The organism is Actinomyces sp. AC-20-1 (assembly GCF_023369555.1).
GTDB lineage: Bacteria > Actinomycetota > Actinomycetes > Actinomycetales > Actinomycetaceae > Actinomyces.
The window spans coordinates 183,187-197,951 of the sequence record NZ_JACJVC010000002.1 but is presented as its reverse complement, the minus strand read 5'-3'; the positions used below and the strand labels follow the sequence as shown (position 1 = coordinate 197,951).

14 protein-coding genes are annotated in these 14,765 nt (G+C 74.2%); 5 read left to right on the top strand and 9 right to left on the bottom strand.

The features are described 5' to 3' along the window. Window positions 1-17: 17 nt before the first annotated feature. Genes H6X67_RS02335 through H6X67_RS02315 form a run of 5 tightly spaced genes read right to left on the bottom strand, consistent with a single transcriptional unit; the run spans window position 18 to window position 5,115 of the window. Window positions 18-1,112 carry an acyltransferase family protein gene (locus tag H6X67_RS02335; RefSeq protein ID WP_249367584.1) on the bottom strand — a complete coding sequence of 365 codons (1,095 nt, stop codon included), beginning with the start codon at window positions 1,110-1,112 and terminating at the stop codon, window positions 18-20. Next, window positions 1,105-2,355 carry a glycosyltransferase family 4 protein gene (locus H6X67_RS02330; protein WP_249367585.1) on the bottom strand — a complete coding sequence of 417 codons (1,251 nt, stop codon included), beginning with the start codon at window positions 2,353-2,355 and terminating at the stop codon, window positions 1,105-1,107. The genes H6X67_RS02335 and H6X67_RS02330 overlap by 8 nt, the downstream gene beginning before the upstream one ends. After that, window positions 2,352-3,350: a Gfo/Idh/MocA family protein gene (locus H6X67_RS02325; RefSeq protein WP_249367586.1), complete on the bottom strand. Its 999-nt coding sequence runs from the start codon at window positions 3,348-3,350 to the stop codon at window positions 2,352-2,354. The genes H6X67_RS02330 and H6X67_RS02325 overlap by 4 nt, the downstream gene beginning before the upstream one ends. A 2-nt stretch (window positions 3,351-3,352) precedes the next feature. After that, window positions 3,353-4,492 (bottom strand): DegT/DnrJ/EryC1/StrS family aminotransferase, encoded by a 1,140-nt coding sequence (locus tag H6X67_RS02320; protein ID WP_249367587.1) that lies wholly within the window; start codon window positions 4,490-4,492, stop codon window positions 3,353-3,355. Beyond that, window positions 4,492-5,115: an acyltransferase gene (locus H6X67_RS02315; RefSeq protein ID WP_249367588.1), complete on the bottom strand. Its 624-nt coding sequence runs from the start codon at window positions 5,113-5,115 to the stop codon at window positions 4,492-4,494. Before H6X67_RS02315 ends, H6X67_RS02320 begins: the two co-directional genes overlap by 1 nt. Window positions 5,116-5,207: 92 nt before the next feature. Between H6X67_RS02315 and H6X67_RS02310 the strand changes: the two genes are divergently transcribed. Both H6X67_RS02310 and H6X67_RS02305 read left to right on the top strand, forming a co-directional pair. After that, window positions 5,208-5,903 (top strand): glycosyltransferase family 2 protein, encoded by a 696-nt coding sequence (locus H6X67_RS02310; RefSeq protein WP_249367589.1) that lies wholly within the window; start codon window positions 5,208-5,210, stop codon window positions 5,901-5,903. A 22-nt stretch (window positions 5,904-5,925) separates the two neighbouring features. Beyond that, a complete protein-coding gene (locus H6X67_RS02305; protein WP_249367590.1) occupies window positions 5,926-6,327 on the top strand; it encodes a DUF2304 domain-containing protein in 402 nt (133 codons plus the stop codon). Between the two features lie 50 nt (window positions 6,328-6,377). Here the strand turns inward: H6X67_RS02305 and H6X67_RS02300 are convergent, their stop codons facing one another. Then, window positions 6,378-7,250, bottom strand: a complete 873-nt coding sequence (locus H6X67_RS02300) for a glycosyltransferase (protein WP_249367591.1) — start codon at window positions 7,248-7,250, stop codon at window positions 6,378-6,380. Between the two features lie 171 nt (window positions 7,251-7,421). Here H6X67_RS02300 and H6X67_RS02295 point away from each other — a divergent pair, with 171 nt between their 5' ends. Together H6X67_RS02295 and H6X67_RS02290 are read left to right on the top strand one after the other, a co-directional pair. Then, window positions 7,422-8,711 (top strand): LCP family protein, encoded by a 1,290-nt coding sequence (locus tag H6X67_RS02295; protein ID WP_249367592.1) that lies wholly within the window; start codon window positions 7,422-7,424, stop codon window positions 8,709-8,711. 49 nt (window positions 8,712-8,760) lie between these two features. Next, window positions 8,761-10,281: an LCP family protein gene (locus H6X67_RS02290; protein WP_249377021.1), complete on the top strand. Its 1,521-nt coding sequence runs from the start codon at window positions 8,761-8,763 to the stop codon at window positions 10,279-10,281. Window positions 10,282-10,351: 70 nt separating this feature from the next. On the opposite strand, the gene galE is transcribed toward H6X67_RS02290, so the two are convergent. The 3 genes from galE to H6X67_RS02275 form a co-directional block, all read right to left on the bottom strand. Further along, window positions 10,352-11,350 (bottom strand): UDP-glucose 4-epimerase GalE, encoded by a 999-nt coding sequence (galE, locus tag H6X67_RS02285; protein WP_249369139.1) that lies wholly within the window; start codon window positions 11,348-11,350, stop codon window positions 10,352-10,354. Window positions 11,351-11,503: 153 nt separating this feature from the next. Further along, the gene (purE, locus tag H6X67_RS02280) at window positions 11,504-12,031 is read right to left on the bottom strand and encodes a 5-(carboxyamino)imidazole ribonucleotide mutase (protein WP_249369140.1); all 528 of its coding nucleotides are present in this window, start codon (window positions 12,029-12,031) and stop codon (window positions 11,504-11,506) included. A gap of 32 nt (window positions 12,032-12,063) precedes the next feature. Continuing rightward, window positions 12,064-13,347, bottom strand: coding sequence for a 5-(carboxyamino)imidazole ribonucleotide synthase (locus H6X67_RS02275; RefSeq protein WP_249369147.1), 1,284 nt, complete (start codon window positions 13,345-13,347; stop codon window positions 12,064-12,066). A gap of 113 nt (window positions 13,348-13,460) precedes the next feature. Here H6X67_RS02275 and H6X67_RS02270 point away from each other — a divergent pair, with 113 nt between their 5' ends. Next, entirely contained in the window at window positions 13,461-14,714 is a 1,254-nt protein-coding gene (locus tag H6X67_RS02270) for a putative hexosyltransferase (RefSeq protein ID WP_249369141.1), read from the top strand. The last annotated feature ends 51 nt before the right edge of the window (window positions 14,715-14,765 follow it).

The following is a 14,765-nucleotide window of genomic DNA, read 5'->3' as shown; positions in this document are numbered from 1 at the left end:
GGGCAACACCCCGGGTGTCACGCGAGCATCGCCGTTGCCCTACCCCAGCGCCGGTCTCCCCATGCCCGCAGGCGCTTCTCACAGGGGCGTTCGACGAGCCGGTGCAGCACCCAGGACACGGCCAGCGCACCAAGGAAGACACCCGCCCACACCACCAGGCTGAGGACGGGACGACCCCAGGAGACCACGCCGGTGCGGGCCTTGACCTCGTAGAGGACGGTGGCGTGCACGAGGTAGAAGCAGAAGGAGACCTCACCCGCCCTCACGAGAAGCCTCTGGCGCATTCCCGAGGCAGTGCCGGTGAGGTCCTGTTGGGCACCGATCCAGATAGCGGCACCGTAGATCACCGCGAGGCCCAGCGGCACCAGGGCGGAAGGGCCGACGTCCCGAGTCACGGTGATGTAGTAGTAGATGGGCGCAAGCAGGAGCACCGGGTAGGCGAGCCAGGGGGTCACCGGGGTGCGCAGGCCTGCACGCGCCAGGTGGGCGAGTCCCATCCCAAGGAGGAACTCCCAGGAACGGGCAACCGGGGAGGGGACCCCCGCGTGCGGCACGAGGCAGAACCAGAGACCACTCAGGAGGGAGGCCCCCAGCAGGAGGACAGCCACTCGCTTGGAGCCTCGCCGGGCGTTGATGAAAGGGTGCAGGAGGTAGAAGAAGACCTCGCAGGACAGGGTCCACGCAGCCGGGTTGCCGGAGAAGGAGATGACGTCGTCCGTGCTGAAGCCCTGCAGCAGGGGGACGGACCACAGCACCACGGGGCCGAGAGGTTTAACCCAGCTCTGCGCGGGGTCCGGTGTCCCGAGCGTGTAGAAGACGGGGAGGGCCAGGGCCAGGGCCACGAGGTGCGCGGGCCAGATGCGGGCGACCCGACGGCACCAGAACTGGCGTGCGGTGACCTCCGGCCGGGCGGACCAGGTGAGGACGAAGCCGGAGAGGATGAAGAAGAAGGAGACGCCCGAGTAGCCGAAGCGCAGGAGGTCCTGGGAGGGCAGGGGCGCCAGGTTGGTCATGTGGTAGGCGAAGACGCCGAAGGCCGCCCACCAACGCATGCCTGTGAGGGAGTCGAGGCGCACCGACTGCGTGCCCCGCTCTCCCGTGGCGTCAAGCAATGGAGGTGCTCTCGCTGAGCAGGACCCGTGCCGCCCTGGCCAGCTCGGTCTGCATGGAGCGGTGCTCGAGCGCCCAGCGGCGGCAGGCGGCCGCGCGCTCGTCCTGCCGGCTCGTGCCGGCCTCCTCGAGAGCGGCCCGCATGGAGACGGCGACGGCCTCGACGTCGTAGCCGGTGGCCCAGCCGAGCCCGTGGGCGGGCAGGTCCTCGCGGGCGGGGCCCGGCCCGGCGTAGACGACGGGGGTGCCGCAGGCCAGGGCGGCGAAGATCTTCGTCGGGTAGGCGAAGTCGTAGCCGAGGCCCGGACGGATGGAGACGACGCTGGCGAGGGCGCCGCGCTGCCAGGCGGCGGCCGCCTCAGCGGGGACGAGGTCGTGCAGCACGACCCGCTCGTCACCGGCGGCGAGCTCGCGCAGGTGCTCCCAGTCGGAGCCCTGGCCCAGCAGCACGAGCCGGGCCTGCGGGTGGGTCTCGTGCACGAGGCGCAGGGCCTCGATGAAGATCCCGGCGCCCTGCCACTCCGAGGCGGTGCCCGCGTACAGGAGGTAGGGGGCGTCGGGGGCCTCCTCGGCAACTGGCCCCTCGGGGGTGAAGACCTCGGTGTCGATGCCGTTGGGCACGACGTCCACGTGCCGGGCCCCCAGCTGTCCCACCCGCTCGGCGACGCCGTCGCTGACGGCCAGGACCGTCGCCGCCCCGGACAGGGCGAAGCGCTCGGTCAGGCGCAGCGCGCCCACCACCCAGCCGGGCGCGCCGGTCGAGGCGGCGGCGTCCGACCACACGTCGGCGGCGTAGTAGGCGTAGGGCACGCCGCGCAGGGCCGCGGCCGCCCGGACGACCGCGCCGGTCGTCGGCGGGGGCTCGGCGACGACGAGGTCCGGGCGTGGTCCGACCAGGAGCCGCAGGGCGAGTGGCAGGTCGAAGCTGAGGTACTGGGCGTAGCCGCGGATGTAGCCGTTCTCGTCGCGCAGCGCGGGGGCGGAGAGGACCTCCACGCCCGGGTCGGTGGGAGCCTGCGTCCCGGGCGGGGTGGAGGTGAGCACCCGCACCCGCGCGCCGGCCCGGGACAGGGCGCGGGCCAGGCCGTGCAGGCGCAGGGCGGCTGCCGCCGGCTCGGGGGCGTACAGGCGCGAGGCGATGGCGACGCGCAGGTCGCCGTCCTTCGCAGGGCGCCGCAGCGCGGTGAGTGCGGCCCCGGCCCCCGCCGCTGCGGCGAGGGCCAGCAGGCGCTTTCGCGTGCTCACAGCGTGACGGTGCGGTTCTCAGCCGCCGCGGCGAGCACCGCCTCGACGACGCGCAGCGTGTGCACGCCCTCGTCCATGGTGACGACCTCGGTGGCGCCGCCAGGGCCGGCGAGCACGGCGTCGCGGAAGCGCTCGGCCTCCAGGGCCAGGGGCTCGCGCTTGGCGATGGCGTAGCGGATGACGTCGCCCTCGCTCACACCGCGGAAGTTGGCGACCTGCTCCCAGGTGGACTCCACGGTGCCGTTGGCGTGGAGGGTGAGGTCCCCGGTGAGGGTGTCCGCGACGAAGGAGCCCTTCTCGCCGGTGACGACCGTGACGCGCTCCTTGAAGGGGGTGAGCCAGTTGACGACGTGGGAGACGATGACGCCGTTGGCCAGGACGCCGCTGGCGACGACCATGTCCTCGTGCTGCCTGCCGGAGCGGTGGGAGACCTGCGCGCTGACCGCGGCGTAGGGGGAGCCGGCGACCCAGGCGGTGAGGTCGACGTCGTGGGTGGCGAGGTCCTTGACGACGCCGACGTCGCTGATGCGGGCCGGGAAGGGGCCCTGGCGGCGGGTGAGGACCTGGTGGACCTGCCCGAGCTCGCCGGCGTCGAGCCGTTCACGCAGCGCGCGCAGGGCGGGGTTGCAGCGCTCGACGTAGCCGACGGCGCCGACGAGGCCGCGTTCGGCGAAGGCGTCACGCACCCGCTCACCCGCCTCGACGCTGTGGGCGATGGGCTTCTCCACCATGGTGTGCACGCCGGCCTCGGCCAGGGCCAGGGCGACGTCCTCGTGGTAGACGGTCGGGACGGCGACCATGGCGGCGTCGATCCCAGCGTCAATGAGGGCGGCGACGTCGTCCAGGACCGGCAGGGGGCCGGCGACGCCGAAGCGGTCACCACCCGGGTCGGCGACGGCGACAAGCTCCATGCCCTCAGTGGCGCGGATGACGCGGGCGTGGTGGCGGCCCATCGAGCCCAGTCCGATGAGCCCGACGCGCAGGTTCTCACTCATGCTCACGCACCCGCCTTCGCGACGGCGGTGACGGCCTCGACCACGCGCTCGAGGTCGGCCCGGCTCAGCGAGGGGTGGACCGGCAGGGACAGGCACTCGCGCGCCGCCTTCTCCGTGCCGGGCAGCTCCAGGTCCGGGGCGTAGGGGGCCAGGGAGGCCAGGCGGTGGTTGGGGATGGGGTAGTAGACGCCGGAGCCGACGCCCCACTCCTCCTTGAGGGCCGTCTGGGCGGCGGTGCGCTCGTCGGCGGTGGCCCCCTCGAAGCGGATCGTGTACTGGTGGTAGACGTGGCGGTAGCCCTCGGGGACCGCGGGGGTGACGACGCCGGCCACACCGGCGAGACCGGCGTCCAGGACGGCGGCGTTGGCCTGGCGCTGGGCGGTCCAACCGTCGAGCTTGGTGAGCTGGACGCGGCCGACGGCGGCGCCCACGTCCGTCATGCGGTTGTTGAAGCCGACGAGCTCGTTGGCGTACTGGCGCTCCATGCCCTGGTTGCGCAGGAGCCGCACTCGGCGGGCCAGCCCGGCGTCGGAGGTGGAGACCATGCCGCCCTCGAGGGAGGTCATGTTCTTCGTCGGGTAGAAGGAGAAGGAGCCCCACTCGCCGAAGGTGCCCACGGGCGTGCCGTCGATGGCGGCGGCGTGCGCCTGGGCGCAGTCCTCCCAGACCTTGAGGCCGTGGCGCTCGGCGATGGCCAGGATCTCGGGCATGTTGGCGGGCAGGCCGTAGAGGTGGACGACCTCGATGGCGACGGTCCGCTCGGTGACGGCGGCCTCGACGCTGGCGGGGTCGAGGGTGAAGGTCACGGGGTCGATGTCGGCGAAGACGGGGCGGGCGCCCGTGGCGGCCACGGAGTTGCCGGTCGCCGCGAAGGTGAAGGAGGGGACGATGACCTCGGCCTCGGCCAGGGCGGCTGGGCTCGTCCCGCCCAGGGAGGCCAGGGCGGCCAGGTGCTGGGCGGAGGTGCCGGAGTTGACGGCGACGGCGTGGGCGCCGGCGACCACCTGGGCGCTGAACTCCTCCTCGAAGGCGGCCACCTGCGGGCCCTGGACGACCATGCCGGAGGCGATGACGGCGTCGACGGCGGCGCGCTCCTCGTCCCCGATGATCGGCTTGGCGGGCGGGATGAAGTCGAATGCCATCAGATGGACACCTCTCGGATCGTGTTCTCGAGCTCTTCGAAGACGGTGGACGTGACCGGGCAGCGCCAGCGCGCCGTGCCCTCACGGTAGGCGGCCTCGCCGTCGGTGACGGCGACGAGGGGCTCGCCGGCCCGCCCCACCCAGCCGATGCGGCGGGCGGGGACCCCGGCGACGAGGGCGTGGGCGGGCACGTCCCTGGTGACGACGGCGCCGGCGGCGACGGTGGCCCAGGCACCGATGGTGACGGGGGCGACGCAGACGGCTCGCGCGCCGACCGAGGCGCCCTCCTCGATGGTGACGCCGACCGGCTCCCAGTCGGAGGCGGACTTGAGGGTGCCGTCGGGGTTGACCGCGCGGGGGAAGTGGTCGTTGGTGAGGGTGACGGCCGGGCCGATGAAGACGCCGTCGGCCAGGCGGGCGGGCTCGTAGACGAGGGCGTAGTTCTGCACCTTGCAGCTGTCCCCCATGACGACGCCCTCGCCGATGTAGGCACCGCGCCCGATGACGCAGCCCCGGCCGAGGACCGCGTGCTCGCGCACCTGGGCGAGGTGCCAGACGCTGGTGCCGTCGCCGATGACGGCCTCCTCCGACACATCGGCGGAATCGGCGATGCGAACAGCCACAGGCTCTCCTCGGACACGACGGGGCAAAGAATCGTCTCCCATCCTAGGCCCACCGCGCCGCCTTCCGTGACCCTTGTGCGACAATGCCGCTGATGAACGACCACACGGACCCCGTTTCCCCCCTGACCGACGTCTGGCTCGTCATCCCCCTCTACAACGAGGCCCCGGTGGTGCGCGGCGTCATCGAGGGGGCGCGCCGCGTCTTCCCCCATGTCGTCGTCGTGGACGACGGCTCGACGGACTCCTCGGCCGCCGAGGCTGCTGCGGCGGGCGCCGTCGTTGTCCGCCACCCGGTCAACCTCGGGCAGGGGGCCGCCCTGCAGACGGGCTTCACCTACGTCCTGGAGCGCACCAGCGCCCGCTGGGCGGTCACCTTCGACGCCGACGGCCAGCACTCCGTGGACGACGCGGCCACCATGGTGGAGCACTCGAGGAAGGAGGACCTGGGATTCGTCCTGGGCTCGCGCTTCCTCGACGGCTCCACGCAGGTCGGCTGGGCCAAGCGCCTGGTCCTGCGCACCGCTGCGGCTGTGTCCTCACACAGCTCGGGCATGCGCCTGACCGACGCCCACAACGGGTTGCGCGTCATCCGCCGCGACGCCCTCGAACGGGTCCAGCTGCGCCAGAACCGCATGGCGCACGCCTCGGAGATCGTGCGCCAGCTGGGGGCGACGGGCCTGGCCTGGGCCGAGCACCCGGTGAGGATCGCCTACACCGAGTACTCCCGGGCCAAGGGGCAGTCCCTGTGGAACTCCGTCAACATCCTCGTCGACCTGGTCTTCTCCTGAGGAGCCGGGCAGGAGCACCGTCATGAGCTCAAAGATCGTCATCCAGGTCGTCCTCATCGTCGCCGTCGCCGTCATCGGCTGGCTCATCTACCGTGTCCCGGGGGGCTCGCGCCACCAGGCCGCCCGGCGGCTGGTGACGCTCGGCTTCGTCGCCTTCGCCGTCGTGTCCATCGCCACCCCGAGCCTCATGACGCACCTGGCGCACCTGGTGGGGGTCGGCCGCGGGACGGATCTGCTGCTGTACGCCCTGGCGGTGGCCTTCCTCGCCCAGATGCTGTCCTCCTTCCGTCGCAACGCGGCCCTCGAGCGTCAGGTGACGCGGCTCGCGCGCCGGATCGCCCTCATGGAGGCGGCCGACGACGACGCCCGGCGCGGTGAGGACGCTCCGCCCGGTGCGGTGGCGGTGCAGCCGGAACGGGACTGAGCCCCGGACCAGGCCCTGTCTGAGAGCCGGCCCGGACCGTCCGGGACCGGTCAGCGCGTGCGACCGGCCCTGCGGGCGGCGCGCACCTCGACCTCCTCGCGCAGCCACAGGCCCCCGGTGACCGCCCAGCGCACGGGCGCCTGCCACGGGGCGTCGTACACCCCGCGCATGTAGCGCCGGGCCGAGGCGTGGTGCGCCCGGATCATCCTCTCGGGGCGGGCCTTCCAGGAGGCGCCCTGCTCGTGGACGACGACCGCCTCGGGCACCTGGATGTTGCGCCAGCCGGCCCGGCTCACACGGGCCCCCAGGTCGACGTCCTCGAAGAACATGAAGTAGCCGTCGTCAAAGCCCCCCAGGGCCTGCCACACGTGCCGGGGCAGGAGGAGGCAGGCGCCCGAGAGCCAGCCGACCTGGCGGACCGCGTCGTTGCCGTCCTGCGCGTGGTAGGCGGTGGAGAAGGGGTTGGAGGGCCAGAGCCGGGTCAGCAGCGCGTGCCCGGCCCCGCCCACGAGGGTCGGCAGGGCGCGCCCGGACGGGTAGACGGTGCCATCGGGGTTGAGCAGGCGCGGACCCAGGCAGCCGGCCGTCGGGTCCGCCTCGCCGGCCTCCACGAGCCGGTCCAGGCTGCCCGGGCGCCAGACGGTGTCCGGGTTGGCGACGACGAGCCAGTCCTCCGTCAGCCCCGCGGCGGCCAGGTTGGCGCCGCCGCCGTAGCCCAGGTTGTCCCCGCCGCGCACGACCCGGGCCCCGTGGCGTGCGGCGAGCTCGTCAACGAGGTGGCGCTCGGTGCCGTTGTCGGCGATGACGAGCGTGACCTTCCTCGCAGTCGCCGCGGGCACGGAGGCGAGGAAGCGGTCGAGCTCGTCGCCGGGGTTGTAGGCGACGGTCACGACCCGGATCGTCCCGGTGGGTTCTGCGCTCACAGGCGGAGCCTAGCCGAAGCGGCCACCGCGGACAGGGCCGGACCGGGCTGTCGGAACCGGGCCGCGACAGGCCCGCGCACCGTCCCGCGCACCTGACCGAGCCTCCGCCCGGTGCGGGGACGGGGAACGATATCCACGGATTTCCCAGCGGCGTTCCCTATGATCTCGCTCGTGCCCTCTTCGCTCCGGCCGCTCGCACGGCATGCCGCGCAGGACCTCGCCCGCCGTACCGGGCGCAGGATCCTCCTCGTCCTGCTGTCCGTCGTGCTCTTCGCGACCTCCTTCGCGGCGATCAGCTACCACGACCTGCAGAGCCAGGTGAACCGCATCGACGTCAACGACCTCCTCGGATCGGACCGGCCCACGCGCGCCGACGCCACCGAGGAGGCGGTGGAGGACAGCTACGCCGGCCGGGCCGTCAACATCCTCGTCATGGGATCGGACACGCGCTCGGGGGCCAACAACATCGACGGCGCCGACGGCACTGACGACGTCGCCGTCGCCCGCTCGGACACGGCGATGATCCTCCACGTCTCCGCGGACCGCTCCCGGATCGAGGTCGTCTCCATCCCCCGCGACACGCTCCTCGACATCCCCTCGTGCACGCAGGCGGACGGCACCGAGACCTACGCCCAGTACGACACCATGTTCAACTCGGCCTTCTCCAACGGTGCGGGCGAAAGCTCCTCGCCCGAGGCCGTCGCGGCAGGGGCCGCCTGCACGATCAAGACCGTCGAGCAGCTGACGGGCCTCTACATCGACGAGTACATGGTCGTGGACTTCTCGGGCCTGTCCACCATGGTCGACGCCCTGGGGGGCGTGCAGGTCTACGTCGACGAGGACATCGACGACCCCGACCACACGGGGCTCGTGCTCGACGCCGGCTGCTACCACATGGACGGGATGACGGCGGTGCAGTACGCGCGCGTGCGCTACGGCGTCGGCTACGACGGCTCGGACCTCAACCGCATCGGCCGCCAGCAGAACCTCATGGCGGCGATGCTGCGCACGGCCCAGCAGAAGAACCTGCTGACCTCGGCCACGGACCTGTACTCCTTCGCCCGCAGCGCGCTGGCGACGCTCACCACCTCGCCGGGCATCGGCTCGCTGCCGACGCTGGCGGGTCTCGCCCAGTCCATCGCCTCCATCGGCATGGGCAACGTGCGGTTCGTGACGATGCCCTTCGCGCCGGCCCCCTCGGACCCCCAGAACCGCGTCGTGCCCTCCTGGCAGGCCGAGGCCGTGTGGGAGGCGCTCATCAACGACACCCCCGTGCCCGACGAGTCCGTCTCCGTCCAGGGTGACGGGAGCGTTCCGTCCGGGGGCACCGGAGCGGACTCGGACGACGGCTCCGGCGACGGGGCCGCCTCCGGTGACACCCTCGAGGAGGCCGTCCCCTCCGGGGAGGGCGAGGCCCCCGCCGAGGACCCCGCCACCGCCTGCTACAACCTCCAGCAGTAGGCCCTGCACCGCCCGTCATGCCCCCGATCCCCCGTGAGGTCCTCCTGTCATGAGCTCGACTGACTCGGGCGACCTGCCCCCCTCCTTCGCGCCCGGCTCCGGCGCCCCGGGCTGGCGCCGTGTGCGCCGCGAACCACCCGCGACACCGCCCCGGGCCCGGGGCGCAGGTGGTGCGGCCGCCCCGGCCCCCGCTCCCCGACGCCGCCAGGGCCCTCCCCCTGCCGCTGCCCAGAGCCGCCAGCCCCTGCCCTCCTCGCTGCCGCCGCGGGACTCCGGCACGCCTCGGCGCCCCCACGCCTCCCGCGCACGCGCGGGCTCCTCCGTCGTCCCTCTCGCGCCTCGCGGGCAGGACGGCGTCGAGCGGACCCGGGCGCTGCCGGCGGCCGGCGCCACGCGCTCCGGCGCGCTGTCCCCTCCCCCGCGGGCAGCCTCCTCCGGCGGGCCGACCGCCTACCCGGTGCGCCGCTCCGTCCACCAGCCCGGTGCCCCCCACCCACAGCGGGTCCCGGCAGCGCCCCCGCCCACCCGGGCCGCCCAGGGCGACCCCTGGGCGCAGGCCCCGCTCCACCCGGCCGGCCCACCCGTACCGCGGACCGACACGGCCCGGCCGCGCCGACGCCGTCGGGTGCGCCCGCTTCGCTGGCTCGCAGCCGTCCTCGTCCTCGTGCTGGCCCTCGTCGGGGGGCGCGTGCTGTGGCTCGCGCACCGCGTCGAGGAGTCGATCGGGCGCGTGGACGCGCTCTCCGGGGCCGCGGACACGAGCGGGGAGACGTGGCTCATCGTCGGCTCGGACTCGCGAGCCGACGGCGCTGTCCAGGACGAGGCCGAGGGCGCGCGGGCCGACTCGATCATGCTCCTGCACCGCGCCCAGGACGGCACCGCGGCGCTCGTCTCGCTGCCGCGCGACACCTACGTCGAGGTCCCCGGCTACGGCGGGGACAAGATCAACGCCTCCTACGCCTACGGCGAGGCCCCGCTCCTGGTCGAGACGGTCGAGGACCTCACCGGGCTGACCGTGGACCACTACGTCGAGGTCGGCATGGGGGGCGTCACCTCACTCGTCGACGCCGTCGGCGGTGTCGAGGTGTGCCTGGACTACGACGTCGAGGACCCCGACTCCGGGCTCGTGTGGCACACGGCCGACGGCGAGTGCCAGAGGGTGGACGGCACGCGGGCCCTGGCCTACTCGCGCATGCGCAAGTCCGACCCCCTGGGGGACATCGGCCGGGCGCTGCGCCAGCGCGCCGTCGTCTCCGCCGTCGTCTCCGAGGCGATGAGCACCCGGACACTCCTGTCCCTCACGCGCCAGGACGCTCTCGTCGAGGCCGGCGCCTCCACGCTCACGGTGGACGAGGACATGCGCACGCTCGACCTGGCGAGGATGCTCCTGGCCTTCCGCAGCGCCTCGGGCAGCGGCCTGACGGGCGCACCCCCGATCGAGTCCCTCGACTACGAGCCCGGGGGGATCGGCTCGGCCGTGCTCCTCGAGGGCACGACGGCCCCGGGCTTCTTCGAGTCCCTGCGGGACGGGACGCTCACCCCGGAGGACTTCAACCGGCTCTCCGGCTGAGAGGACCGGCGCCCCGGCACGACGGCGGCCGGCCACCCCGTCATGGGTGGCCGGCCGCCGTCGTGATGCGTCAGTCGCGCGGGCCGAAGTGCGGGCGGTTCGGGTCCGCCTGCCAGGCGCTGAAGCTGGAGGTGACGATGTCGTCGAGGTCGTGCTCGGCGTGCCAGCCCAGGACCCGGGTGATGCGCGAGGCGTCGCCGATGAGCTGCGGGGGGTCGCCCGCACGGCGGTCGAGCTCCTCGGGGACGAGGTCCAGGCCGGTGACGGCGACGCACTTGTCGACCACCTCGCGCACGCTCGCGCCCTGGCCGGTGCCGACGTTGAAGACGTGCTCCTCCATGGGCCGGCCGGAGGCCAGGTAGTCCAGGGCGGCGATGTGGGCGGTGGCGAGGTCGCGCACGTGGATGTAGTCGCGGATGCAGGTGCCGTCCGGCGTCGGGTAGTCGGTGCCGAAGATCTTCGGGGTCTCGCCCCGCACGAGGCGGTCGAGGACCATGGGGATGAGGTTGAGGGTCGCCATGTCCCCCAGGTCGTCCCAGCCGGCGCCGGCGACGTTGAAGTAGCGCAGGCCCGCCCACCGCAGCCCCCAGGCGCGCTCGGCGTCGGCCATCATCCACTCGCCGATGAGCTTGGTCTCCCCGTAGGGGTTGATGGGGTGGCAGTCGATGTCCTCGCGGACCGTCTCCACGGGCGGCATGCCGTAGACGGCGGCGGAGGAGGAGAAGATCATCCGGTCCACGCGGGCCTGCTCCATGGCGAGCAGCATGTGGGCCAGGCCGCCGACGTTCTGCTGGTAGTACCAGGCGGGCCGGGCGACGGACTCGCCGACCTGCTTGCGTGCGGCGAAGTGGATGACGGCGGTGACGCCGCGGCGCTCCATGAGGTCGGTGAGGACGGTCGGGGCCTCACCGGAGGCGACGTCGAGCTCGACGACGGTGGCGCCCTCGACGCGCTCGGGGCTGCCGTAGGACAGGTCGTCGACGACGATCACCTCCTCGCCGCGCTCGAGCAGGAGACGGACGACGTGGGCGCCGATGTAGCCGGCGCCACCGGCAACGAGGATGCTCATGGCCCTAGCCTAGACGGGCGGCCGGGGGCGGGTGTCACGGATCCCTGGTCAGAGATCGCCGCCGACGATCGGTTCCGCGGAATTCCGCGGTTTCCGTGTAGCCCTGAGGGCCCGGCGGGGGTTCTGACCAGGGCTGAGTGACAGCCCCCGCCCTCAGCCCTGAGCGCAGCGCTCGCGCAGGGCCGCCCCCTTGGCGTGGGCGACGCGGCCGAGCTCGGCCTGGAAGTCGCGCATGGCCGCGCGCAGGCGCTGCGCCTCCTCCCCCTCCCCGGCGCCGAGGACGCGCGCGGCCAGCAGGCCGGCGTTGCGGGCCCCGCCGATGGAGACCGTGGCGACGGGCACGCCGGCGGGCATCTGGACGATGGAGAGCAGGGAGTCCATGCCGTCGAGGTGGCGCAGCGGCACGGGCACGCCGATGACGGGCAGCTCGGTGACGGCGGCGAGCATCCCGGGCAGGTGGGCGGCGCCGCCGGCCCCCGCGATGATGACGCGCAGGCCGCGCGCGCTGGCGCTGCGCCCGTAGTCGATCATCTCGGTGGGCATGCGGTGGGCGGAGACGACGTCGGCCTCGTAGGCGATGCCGAGCTCGTCGAGGGCGCCGGCGGCAGCCTGCATGGTGGGCCAGTCGGAGTCGGAGCCCATGACGATGCCGACGACGGGGCTGGCGGCGGGAGTGCTCATGAGGGTCCTTCCAGGGTGCTCAGGGGTGGTGGTCAGGCCTCGCCGCGCAGGACGGCGACGACGGCGCGGGCGCGGCGGCGGGCCTCGGCGACGGGCTCGGGCGGGGCCGGTGAGGCCGGGTCGCCGGGGACGGTGACGTTGACGTGCCCGAGCTTGCGCCCGGGCCGCCACTGCTTGCCGTAGAGGTGGATCCTGGCGCCGGGGTCGGCCGCGAGCGCCCGCGCGCAGGCGCCGTCGTCGGGCTCCTGCTCCCCACCGAGGAGGTTGACCATGACGGTGGCGGCCGCCGTCGGCTCGGTGGAGCCCAGGGGCAGGTCGAGCACGGCCCGCAGGTGCTGGGCGAACTGGCTGGTGGCGGCGCCGTCCTGGGTCCAGTGGCCCGAGTTGTGGGGGCGCATGGCGAGCTCGTTGACGAGCAGGCGGGTGGGCTCACCGTGGGCCTCGACGGCGAAGAGCTCGACGGCGAGGACGCCCGTGACGCCAGAGTGCTCGGCGATGGCGAGGGCGGTGGCCCGGGCGAGCTCGGTGGCGGCGTCGTCGAGCCCGGGGGCGGGGGCGATGACCTCGGCGCAGATCCCGTCGGCCTGGACGGACTCGACGACGGGCCACACGGCGGTCTCGCCGCTGGGGCTGCGGGCCAGGAGCACGGCGAGCTCGCGGGTGAAGGGCACGGCCTGCTCGATGAGCAGGCTGGTGACCGCGCCACCGCCGAGGCTGCCACCGCCGGTGCCGACGGGCCCAGGGGCGCCACCGCCCGTGGCCGCCGCGGCGGTGGCGGTGACCCAGGTGGCGGCCTCGCCGTCGTGCAGCTCATCGGTGCTGCGCACGAGGAGGACGCCGTGTCCGTCGTAGCCGCCGCGGGGGGTCTTGAGGACGACGGGCCAGCCGTGGCGCGAGGCGAAGGACTCGATGCCGTCGCGGATCTGCTCGGCGGTGCCGGTGACCTCGGCCCAGGCGGGCTGGGGGGCGCCGACCTCGGTCATGGCACGGCGCATGGCGATCTTGTCGCGGGCGAGCAGGAGCGCGTCGGGGCCCGGCTGGACGGAGACGCCCTCGGCGACGAGGGCCGCCAGCAGGTCGGAGTCCTGGTGCTCGTGCTCGAAGGTGAGGACGTCGGCGGGCACGGCCGCCTGCAGCCGCGGGGCGCTGGACGGGTCGGCCCGGGTGCCGGTTCCTGCCACGAGGGCGCGCACGGCCCCGGCGTCCCCGGCCCCGCCGACGGGGGCGTCGACGACGACCTGGGCGGTGGAGCCGTCGGCCGCCTCGACGAGCGCGCGCAGGTGGATGCCGAGGGCGCTGGCCTCCTCCTGCATCATGCGGGCCAGCTGGCCGCCGCCGATGACGGCGACGACGGGGGCGGGACGACGGGCGGCGGCAGCCGTGGGAGCGCTCACGCGGGCCAGGCTACCCGGCCGCATAGGCTGGGGCGGTGCCCGACCACATGCCCCCGCCGCCGCGCACGGCGCCGCACCGGCCCCTCGTGCGGCTGCCCCGCCCCCTGCAGGTGCTCCTCGTGTGGGCGGCCTGCACCGCCCTCACGCTCCTGCTGGCGCGCCTGGGCGCCCAGGACACGCCCGCCACCCCGTGGGCGGGGCCCCGGCCCTCCTGGGGCGAGCACACGTCCTTCTGGGACGCGGGCTGGTACGCCCGCATCGAGTCCGAGGGATACCCGGCCGAGCTGCCCCTGGACGCCTCCGGCCGGGTGACGCAGAGCACCTGGGCCTTCATGCCGCTGCTGGCGACGCTCGCCGGGCTGCTGTCGTGGACCGGTGCTTCCTTCTACACGCGTGCGGCCCTGGTGTCCCTCACCTCCTCGGCCCTCGCGGCGGTGCTCGCCGACCGCTGGCTGTCCCCCCGCACGGGCGCCTCCACCTCCCTGTGGGCGGTGGCCCTCGTGTGGTCCGGGCCCTGCGCCCTCGTCCTGCAGGGCGCCTACGCCGAGCCGCTGGCCCTGGCCCTCGTGGCCTCGGTGCTGCTGCTGGCGGACCGGCGCCGCTTCCTGGCCGCCGTGCCGCTTGTGCCGCTGGCGGCCCTGTCCCGGCCGGTGGGACTGCCGCTGGCGGCCGGCCTGGGGCTGTGGTGGCTGGCGGACCTGCTGCGCTCGCGCGGCGCTCCGCCCGCGGTGGTGCGCGGACCGCTCGCCGCCGCCCTGGGGGCCGGCCTGTCGGCGGCTCAGCGCGCGCGCCTGCTCGTCCTGACGGCGGTGGCCCTCGCCTCGGCGCTGCTGTGGCCGGCGCTGGCCTGGGCCGTGACGGGACGGGCGGACGCCTACACGGCGACGGAGACCGCGTGGCGGGGCTCGCACCTGCTGCCCTTCACGCCCTGGGTGCTGCGCTCGGGCTGGTGGGCGGGTGAGCACCTGGGGCCGGTGCTCCTGGCCGGCGTCCTCGTGCTGGTGGGGGCGGTCCTGGGCTCGCGGGCCCTGCGCTCGACCGGGGCGGCCGCGTGGACCTGGTGCGCGGGCTACGTCCTCTACCTGCTCGTCTTCTTCGACCCGACGACCTCCCTGCTGCGGCTCCTGCTGCCCCTGCTGCCGGTGGGCTGGGCGCTGGCGGACGCGCTGGGTCGCCACCACGGGCGGCGCGGCCTGGCGCTGGCCCTCGTGTGCTGCGTCCTGGGGCAGGTGCTGTGGATCAGCTGGGTGTGGGACCTGGCGAGCGTGTCGGTGCAGTGGGTGCCCTGACGGGTCGTGACGCCCTGTCGCAGCCGGGCCGGCGCTCACCCTCTAGGATCG